The 7,302-nt window shown below is 63.6% G+C and carries 6 protein-coding genes and 1 pseudogene; 4 read left to right on the top strand and 3 right to left on the bottom strand.

Annotated elements, in window-relative coordinates; translation table 11 throughout:
* From DM995_RS17625 to DM995_RS17635, 3 genes are all read left to right on the top strand, one after another.
* On the top strand, positions 1-213 hold a 213-nt coding region (locus DM995_RS17625), incomplete at its 5' end, for a hypothetical protein (RefSeq protein ID WP_502696615.1).
* Entirely contained in the window at positions 210-1,049 is an 840-nt protein-coding gene (locus tag DM995_RS17630) for a nuclear transport factor 2 family protein (protein WP_116970552.1), read from the top strand. The genes DM995_RS17625 and DM995_RS17630, both read left to right, overlap by 4 nt.
* A gap of 25 nt (positions 1,050-1,074) precedes the next feature.
* Positions 1,075-1,848 (top strand): TIM barrel protein, encoded by a 774-nt coding sequence (locus DM995_RS17635; protein ID WP_116970553.1) that lies wholly within the window; start codon positions 1,075-1,077, stop codon positions 1,846-1,848.
* 61 nt (positions 1,849-1,909) lie between these two features.
* Here the strand turns inward: DM995_RS17635 and DM995_RS17640 are convergent, their stop codons facing one another.
* Both DM995_RS17640 and DM995_RS17645 read right to left on the bottom strand, forming a co-directional pair.
* A complete protein-coding gene (locus DM995_RS17640; RefSeq protein WP_116970554.1) occupies positions 1,910-2,848 on the bottom strand; it encodes a ThuA domain-containing protein in 939 nt (312 codons plus the stop codon).
* Positions 2,845-4,182 (bottom strand): MFS transporter, encoded by a 1,338-nt coding sequence (locus DM995_RS17645; protein ID WP_116970555.1) that lies wholly within the window; start codon positions 4,180-4,182, stop codon positions 2,845-2,847. The genes DM995_RS17640 and DM995_RS17645 overlap by 4 nt, the downstream gene beginning before the upstream one ends.
* A gap of 388 nt (positions 4,183-4,570) precedes the next feature.
* Here DM995_RS17645 and DM995_RS17650 point away from each other — a divergent pair, with 388 nt between their 5' ends.
* Positions 4,571-6,931: a TonB-dependent receptor gene (locus DM995_RS17650; protein WP_116970556.1), complete on the top strand. Its 2,361-nt coding sequence runs from the start codon at positions 4,571-4,573 to the stop codon at positions 6,929-6,931.
* A gap of 101 nt (positions 6,932-7,032) precedes the next feature.
* Here DM995_RS17650 and DM995_RS17655 read toward each other — a convergent pair.
* Positions 7,033-7,302: pseudogene (locus DM995_RS17655) on the bottom strand (hypothetical protein); the annotation flags it as partial.

Raw genomic sequence — 7,302 nt, forward strand, 5'->3', positions numbered from 1 at the left:
GCAATCCTGCTCGGCTTTGCGCTGCCCCGACTGCGTCTCTGGGCCGCAGGGGCCGCGCTGTTGCTGATCGTCAACCAGGCCGCGGCGGCTGCCGTGCACTGGTCGAGCGGAGAGGGCGACGCCCTGCCGCAAAACGCTGTTCTCGTCGTGCTGCTGGGTCTGGTCGGCCTGGTCGCGTGGCTTCAACATAAACCCATGGGAGAGACATCATGACCATTCGCAAATTCCTGGCCGGCGCTGCGGCAGCGGCCCTTGCCGCCGGCGCTTTCGCCATTCCCGCGGGCGCGCAGTCGGCCGATCAGCGCGTGGCCGCGCTCGAGAAGGAACTCGCCACGCTGCGCCAGACCGCGTCGGTGGCGCAGGATCGGGCCAAGGTGGAGAATCTGTTCTCGCGTTACATGTACCTGCACAACGCCTTTCGCGACACCGACATCATCCCGCTCTGGGCGAAGAAGGGCACGCCCGATGTCCGTGCGCAATATTCCAACCTCGGCGTCTATACCGACTGGGACAAGATCATCTCGTACCACCAGGGCCGCCCCGCACCGCGCGGCAAGCTGATCATGCATTTCGTCACCACCCCGATGATCGAGATCGCGGGCGACGGGCAGACCGCCAAGGGACTGTGGATCGTCAACGGCATCGAATCGGGGCTGGTCGAGCCTGAAAATGCCAAGAACATGCCCGCCTGGATGTTCGAGAAAGAGATGGTCAATGGCAAGAAGGTGTGGATGCACAATGTGTATCTGAAATACGGCGTCGACTTCATCAAGCAGGACGGCGAGTGGAAGATCTGGCACTTCCACTGCTTCGAGGTCGCCCGCGCGCCTTACAGCATGGGCTGGATTCCGTTCGCCGCCGCCGCGCAGGATGACGCTTTCAACGTCGACCTGATGTACGTGGGCGAGGACGGCAAGCCGGTGTTCATGCCGCCGGTCGATGGCCCCGCCACGGTGATGAACAACACCTACCGCACCGATAGCGCGCAGCGGCTCGAGGCGCGCCCGCCCGAACCCTATCGCACCTTCAGCGAAACCTTCGCGTACTGATCCTTCGTCCAGGAAAGACCGTTTCATGTCCTTCGAACTCAGCGTAAACCTGGAATACATGTTCCACGAAGCCGGCGAGCGGCTGGAAGACCGCATGGCCGCTGCGGCCAGGGCGGGCTTCAGGAAGGTGGAGATCTTCACCACCGGCAACCGCGACGTCCCCAGCCTCAAGGCCGCGCTGGCCGAGACGGGCTGCGAGCTGCTCGCTACCGTCACCGACCCGCGCATCGCGCTGGTGATGGCCGATCAGCATGATCGTTTCCGCGAGATGTTCGCGCAGGCGGCAGCCGAGGCAGCCGATCTGGGGGCGACCAATATCGTCGTCCCTTCCGGCATTGCGGTGCCCTATATGAAGCGCCAGCCGCAGCTCGACATCGTCGCCACGGCGATCGGGAGCGTGGTGGAAACCGCGCAGGCGCATGGCCTCACCATCCTGCTCGAGCCGGTCAACACCCGGGTCGATCACCCCGGCGTGCTGTTCGGCATGACCGAGGACGCGGTCGCGGTGATCGAGAAGATCGGCAGCCCGCACATCAAGCTGCTCTATGACGTGTACCACTCGATCACCGAGCGCGAGGATCCGTTCGAGGTGCTGCCCAGGGTGGCGCATCTGGTCGGCCATATCCAGATCGCCGATGCGCCGGGACGCGGCGAGCCGGGCTCCGGCCAGATCGACTGGCCCGCGATCCTCAAGCTGATCGAAAGCGTCGGCTATACCGGCGCGCTGGGCCTAGAACTGACCCCCAGCACTACAGATACCGCCGCGGCGCTGACGCATATCCGCGCGCTCGCCGCCTGATCGGCCAGCCGCTTCGACGAGCTTCCCACTCGGGGTGCCCCGGCCACGGGCACCCCTTTTTTTAGTAGTCCTTCGCCTCGTCGAGCACCGGCAGCGTCACCTTGCCGGTCGCCGCCCATTCGGTTCCGCGCAGGATCAGCGTCTGCAGCGGCTGGAAGTGCAGGCTGACCTCGTCATGGCCGATGGTGATCGAGAAGACCCGGCCCTTGCCGTAATCCTGCACCCAGAGCTGCGGATGATCGGCATCGATGCCCTTCATCGCCTTCAGCTTTTCGGGCGTATAGACAGCGGCGGGATATTTGGGGCCGGTGATCTTGGGGTTATAGGCCGATGCCGCATCGTGCGCCGTGCCGAGAACGTGGATCTTCGCATCCGGCGCGAAGGACATGTTCGTGTACATGTCGTCGTTATAGGTCCAGATATATTCGCGAATGCCCTGCGTGATCGGATGGCCGCGATCGACCAGCTTCACGGTGAACGCCCCTGGCGGCGCGCGGCGGCTGGTTCCGGGTTCCATCACCGCGCCGATCAGCTTCTTGTATTCGGGAATCTCGCGGCCCCAGGTGAAGCTGGAATGATAGGCGACCAGGCCGCCGCCCTCGCGGACATAGGCGTACAGCGCCTCGAAGGCCTGCGGCGACCAGATCTGCTGGACCGGATCGGCATAGTTCCAGCGGCTCGAATAGTTGAGCAGCACCACGTCGTAAGCCTTGAGCATCGCGAGCGTGCCATGGTCGAAATCCTCGACCACGCGCACGTCGAAGCGGCCGCTGTCGGTCATCAGCGTGCGCAGCATGTTGTTCACGCCGGTCCAGTCATGCTCGTAGCTGTTGCGGCCCGAGATGATCAGCACCTTGAGCCGCTTTTCCGCCGGATTGACCGGGATGGTTACCCGCTGCACGGTTTCGGGCGGGCGATAGGGCACGGTGACGATGACCTGCGCCGCGGCGGCGCCGGCAGTGACCATCAGGGCGGCGGCGAACAGGGACTTGCGCATCATGCGGCTCCTTCCAGGGCAAGCTTGCCGGACGGGTTCTTGCGGGGCTGCGCCGTCGGCCACGCCAGCACGACGCCGATCTGCACGAGCAACAGGATGATGATCCCGCCATAATAGGTCCACCGGATCGCTGCGCGCGCACCATCGGTGACGGCCGCGGGATCATAATCGACCCCTGCCAGGATGAAGGCGATGCCCGCCGTGCCGAGCGCCATGCCGACCTTGGTGGCAAGGCTCACGCCCGCCGAGAGCAGCCCTTCGCGGCGGACGCCGAATTGCGCTTCGTGATAGTCGACCGTGTCGGCGATCATCGCGAAGGCGGCGGTGGTGGTGACCGACGTGGCGAGGCAAGCGGCAATGTAAATGGCAAGAAACACCGTCGGCTGGGCTTCGACCAGCGGCAGCACGGCGAACATGAGCGCGGCGAGGCCGAGCATTGCCACGCAGCCGTTGCGGATGCCGGTGCGGGCCAGGATCGTGGGGGCGACAAAGGCCGAGAGCAGCAGCATGCCCGCCACCGCCGGCAGCATCACGCCGATCATCCAGGGCGCGCGCATCACGTCGATCGCGAAATAGGCGGTAATCGCCATCATCCCGCCGAAGCGGACGAAATAGACGAGGCAGAACAGGAAGGAGACCAGCCAGGCGCGGTTGCGCAGCATCTTGCCGATCTCCGGCAGGATGGGGAAGCGCGCGGATGCGTCGTCCACCACCCGCTCCCTGCAGTTGCGGAACAGGGCGAGGATGCAGATCATCGACAGGACGCCGAAGATCGCGGCAGCGGCGAGATAGCCGCCGGGCTGCTTTTCCCCGCCATAGGCCGCGAGGATCGGCTGCACCGCTGCAGTGCCGAGAACGACGCCCACCGAAGTGCCGATCGAGCGCATGCCGCCCAGCTTCAGGCGATCGCTGCGGTCGCTGCTCATCATCGGCAGCAGCGCGCTATAGGGGATCGAGCCGAAGCTCATCACGATGCCGAGCAGCTTGAACGTGATGAAGGCATAGGCGAGCTGCGCGGTCTGGTTCCAGCCGGCGGGCACGGCGAAGGTCGCGACGAACAACAGCGCATAGGGCAGCGCGGTGAACAGGAAATAGGGGCGGGTGCGCCCCCACCGGCTCCGTGTCCGGTCGACGGCAATGCCGACACCCATGTCGATCACCGCGTCCATCAGCCGGGCGACGAGGAAAATGGTGCCCACGGCCGCAGCTGGCAACCCCACGACATTAACGTAATAGAGCAGCAGGAAGCCGCTCGCCATGTTGTAGGGCAGGCTGTAGCCCATATCGCCAAAGCCATAGCTCAGCTTCTCGGAAAACCGCAAACGTGTCCCGGACATGGTCTCTCTCCCATGTTGCGGCACCGATCAGCCTTGAGGCCTGGATCGCCTGGCAGCTCCGACTGGCTGCTATTTATTAGAATGGTGATTCGTATAAAGCTGCGCGATATGGCTTGGCAACGCATTTTTTGCATAGGCTGTTGCGCGAATGTCAAAGGGGCAGACTGGTTACGTATGCAACCATAGCGCAAAAAAACGGCAGTTTTCCGCTGGTCAGGGTGCACATCATTCATGAAATGGATTGTTCGGGATAATTTCAATCGATAGGGCTAAAGCTTGACACGACGGGGCTGATATATAAAATCATCATTCTAGTTTTAGTCGTTCTAATCACGCCGTCATAAGCGGGCAGATCCGCAGGCGGACCTTTGAGGGGAGGATTGCCGAGATGCACTCACACGCCATTCGTGCTGCGCTCATGCTGGGGGTTGGCGCGATTGCGCTGGCAGCGCCAGCCCATGCGCAGGATGCTGCCGAAGTCGATGCCGACAAGGAAATCGTCGTCACCGCACAGAACCGCGTCCAGAACGTCCAGGACGTTCCCATCGCCATCCAGGTGGTCAGCGGTGAAGATGTCGAAAAGGCCGGGATCAGCGATCTCACCGGCATCCAGCGCCTGGCTCCGGCGGTCCAGATCACCAACGACACCAACCTGACGCGCGTCACGCTGCGCGGCATCGGCACCAACGACAATGCCGAAACGCAGGACGCCTCGATCGTCGTCAATATCGACGGCGAATATATCAACCGCCCGACCGTGATGAACGCCTCGCTGTTCGATCTCGAGCGCGTCGAGGTCCTTCGCGGCCCGCAGGGCACGCTGCAGGGCCGTAACGCGACCGGCGGCGCGGTCAATTTCATCACCCGCAAGCCCGGCGATGATTTCGGCTTCAACCTGGCCGCTTCCTACGGCAATTTCGATCATGTGCTGGTGCAGGGCGGCGTCGATCTGCCGATCGGCGATATCGGCGGCATCCGCTTCTCGGGCACCTATTCGAAGCGCGACGGCTTTTTCCGGCACCCCAATGTCAACGTGCGCACCGGCAATGACAACAGCCGCGCGGGCCGCGTCAGCCTGCACCTGAACCCGATCGATCCGCTGACGATCGACCTCGCGTTCGAGGTCAGCGCCGTCAACAACATCATCGCCGGCAACGCCTTCGTGAACTTCAACAACGGCCTGGGCTTCAACGCCAATTTCGTGCCGGGACCGGGCTGCAACCAGAACGGCTGGGCGCGGATCGGCGCCGATCCGCGCTTCGTGGTCTGCATTCCGCAGAACACCAACGCGCTCGCGTCGATCGACCGCAAGAACTACGTCACCTCGGCGCGCGCACCCAGCCGCAACGAGCAGGATTCGAAGGTCGTTCGCGGCAAGATCGCCTATGATTTCGACGGCGCGACGCTCACCTATACCGGCGGTTATCGCCGCACCGACGAGAAGTTCGACGCCGCGCTGACGCCGGCCTTCCTGTTCAAGAACTTCGCCAACGATGTCGAAACCCAGAGCCACGAACTGCGTCTCAACGGCGGCAGCCCGGGCAGCTTCGAATGGCAGTTCGGCGGCTTCTATTTCAAGGAAGACCTGTTCATCGAGCGCGGCCTGTTCAATGGCCCTCCGTTCCTGCCGGCCTTCCTGACCGGTGCCAACGGCGCGTTCATCAACTATTTCCGCCGCGACGTCAGCAGCCGCAGCTATTCGGCTTTCGGCCAGGTCGATATTCCGATCACCGAGGAGCTGTCGGTGACCGCAGGCGCGCGCTATACCGACGACAGCCGCACCGGCATCTTCCCCTTCTATCCGGGCGGCCTGGGCAACCCCAGTTCGCCGCTGTTCAACACCGGCATCCGCCGCATCACCGCCGCGCCGCAGCGGACCGACATTCTGCGCGCCAAGGCGGACAAGGTGACCTGGCTGCTGGGCCTCAACTACAAGCCCGATACCGATACGCTGCTCTATGCCAAGGTCTCGACCGGCTTCAAGGCGGGCGGTTTCGACACGATCGGCCAATATGCGCCGGAAACCAACACCGCCTATGAAGCGGGCATCAAGAAGAGCTTCGGTCCGAGCACGATCAACTTCTCGGGCTTCTACTACGACTACAAGGATCTGCAGGCTTCGGTGCTGCTGGACAACACCATCGGCGGCCAGGTGTTCAACGCTGGTGGCGCAACCATCTGGGGTCTGGAACTCGATGCGTCGATCAAGGTGTTCGACGCGGGCCGTTTCACCGCGAGCATCAACTATCTGAGCTCGGAATATGACGACTTCCTGGCGTCCTATGCCGTGTTCTGCGCCTCTGAAACGCATCCGACGCTCGGCTGCCTCACCGGCCTGGGCGATCTGGACAATGACATCACGACCAACCCGGTGGTCCAGCCCAATCTGGCGGGCAACCGCACGCCGCTGGCGCCGAAATGGGTGGTTGCGGCCGGCTATGAGCATGTGTTCGATCTGGGCAGCGCGGGCACGCTGACCCCCAGCATCTTCACGCGCTTCAAGTCGTCCTATTTCATGGACGTGTTCAACTTCAGGGACTCGCGCCAGAGCGGCTTCTTCCAGACCGACGCCACCCTCGAATGGCGCGACGAGACCGGCAAGTTCGGTATCCAGCTGTTCGCCCGCAACCTCGAGGACAACCAGCCGCTGACCTATGCCGCGTTCACCGCGGCGGGCAATGACGACATCTACAACTGGCAGTTCAGCGCACCGCGCACCTATGGCGTGCGCATGCTGCTCGACTTCTGATCTGCATTGGGGGACCCGGGGGCGTATGTGGTCGCCCCCGGAAGGGTGCAGATGACGAGAGGGGGCGGGTCCGGTGAGGCGGGACCCGCCCCCTTTTGCGTTCAGTCGGGCGCGGCGGTGAAATCGGCCCCCGCGCCATAGAAGCGGACCAACCCGTCGCGATCCTGCGGCGCGGATACCATCGTGCACATCTGCACGCCAAAGCGCAGCGGCAGCGGCTCGGGCAGCACGAACTCGCTCAGGCGTCGGTTGTTCTCGGGGCAGAAGGGTCGGAATTCGGGTTCCGGCTCGAACGGCACCGGCACCGAGGGCGGAACCGTCAGGCGCGGGACCAGCTCGATCCGGTCCATCCCGCCATGCTGCACCGTCGC

The organism is Blastomonas sp. UPD001, assembly GCF_003426715.1.
GTDB lineage: Bacteria > Pseudomonadota > Alphaproteobacteria > Sphingomonadales > Sphingomonadaceae > Blastomonas.